Origin of the sequence: Williamwhitmania taraxaci (assembly GCF_900096565.1) — a bacterium.
GTDB lineage: Bacteria > Bacteroidota > Bacteroidia > Bacteroidales > Williamwhitmaniaceae > Williamwhitmania > Williamwhitmania taraxaci.
Genome location: NZ_FMYP01000159.1, coordinates 1 through 1,828 on the forward strand (window position 1 = coordinate 1; position 1,828 = coordinate 1,828).

Genomic DNA, 1,828 nt, shown 5'->3' on the forward strand with positions numbered 1-1,828 from the left:
GCTAACCATAGTGCCTCGCCACCATGCGAAGGCAGAGCCTGTTCGCCAGCTGGCGAATGGGGCCGCAGTCCATGGCATCGGGTTGGTTATAGTGGTGAAAGGACATTCAGATTGAATTGCTGGTTTGGTGTTCGAAGATAGTAAACTTAGTGAGAAAACAATGTATCACAAATCGGCAAAACACCTTAAGTATCCCTTTCTTTTTAGCATAGTCTAGATATAAAAAACAAATGCTACAACTGCTCCACTAAAGAAACTATTTCTGAAGCCAATTACTTACAAACAGAAACACCTCAGGCCAGTTGAAATTTTCCTTTACTACTTTCCCTTCAGAATCACAATCATAACTAAAGAAATTATGATCATAACCGGGGTAGCATTTCATTGTAAGATTTACTTTCCCTGCTCGAGTAAAGAACAGAGGCAGCAAATCATTATCTAACGATCCTAAATCGTTAGTCCCATATATGACGAGAAGCGGAATCCTAATCTTCAACAAATTATTAAGAGCTGGCTCATAATCGAAAGAATATGAGTTCATATAGGACGCAATCTCTGGGGCATAGCCAGACTCCCTTGCCAACTTCTCTTCAACGTATTGTTTGAGCCCAGAATAGTGTTCATAAATTGCATTAATGTATTCTTGCGCTTTGTCGTGTGTAATTATTCCACCTCGCTCCTGCTCTCGAATGTGCATTATTGTTCCGCTCTGTCTATCAAAAATACCAGCGGAAAGACACGCAACTTTCTTTATTCTACGGGGATAATCTGCAGCTAATTTTGCAGCTACGGCATATCCTTGAGAATGGCCGACCACAAACATTCTCGTTGAATCAACATATGGTTGCTGTGCCATATACTCTAATACTTGTGTCGCACTTTTTACATAATACGACAGACAATCCTCATATTGAAATTGAGTGAAACTACGTTGAGTTGTATCATATGTCTTGCTTAATCCATCCATATCAGAAACAAGCGCAGTAAAAGGCTTGCCAATTAACACACAGGTATACTTTGCAATTAAACTGTCTGTAGTAAATGAGGATAGGAGCGAGAAGGAGAACCCATCACCTTTGAATATGATGCTTCCATTACCTGAACCCTGAATAAACAGTAAGAGTGGCTTTGGTTTCCCTAGTGAGATATTCACTACAAACCTTATGGAATCAGAAATAGTGCTTTTGCTTGAATCTTTTAAGCAGATATAAGTGAAACCAGCCTTAGTAATCTCAGCCCCAGTATATCTCGCCTGAGATTTCCCGGAAATCATTAACACAACACCCACTAGAAACAGCAACGTCTTTTTACATACATTCATAATTTACATAGTTTCGGTTGATATCAATTCTTGAATTCCAAACTTCTCTTTTAAAGCAGGCACTCTCTGAAGCATCCTATTTTGTATATGCCCAATGATCTTTTTCATATCAGAACAATAAATAGACGGATTGTTAAAACCATTCTCATCTGAATATCGATGGGCTAGTTGACCTCCACCACATACTGAGAGGTAATCACACTCATTGCTTGTAACAATTTTCACCCAAGAGGCAAAGCAAATTTCTGAAAAAGCGATAAGAAGCAGAGAGAGATAAAATTTTTTCATTCTAAAACATTTTAATTAGCCTTTAACAGTATCAATATAAATCACATAGCCATCTGTTCAGATGTTTATTTACAGTTTTTTACAAAGACATTTTAAGGAGGAGCATAGCTCCACCTTATTTCATAGCAAGATTCAACTCACAAATGCAACTTGGGTTAACTGATTATATGTTAAGAGGGGAGAGATAAACCCTAGCCTTTTTCTAGGCCGACTGTTAAG

2 protein-coding genes are annotated in these 1,828 nt (G+C 38.3%); both read right to left on the reverse strand.

The window, feature by feature from the left end; translation table 11 throughout:
• Window positions 1–256: 256 nt before the first annotated feature.
• Complete coding sequence (locus BLS65_RS17675) at window positions 257–1,321, reverse strand: alpha/beta hydrolase family protein (protein ID WP_092441107.1); 1,065 nt, start codon at window positions 1,319–1,321, stop codon at window positions 257–259.
• A gap of 3 nt (window positions 1,322–1,324) precedes the next feature.
• The gene (locus BLS65_RS17680; RefSeq protein WP_092441108.1) at window positions 1,325–1,609 is read right to left on the reverse strand and encodes a hypothetical protein; all 285 of its coding nucleotides are present in this window, start codon (window positions 1,607–1,609) and stop codon (window positions 1,325–1,327) included.
• Window positions 1,610–1,828: the final 219 nt, after the last annotated feature.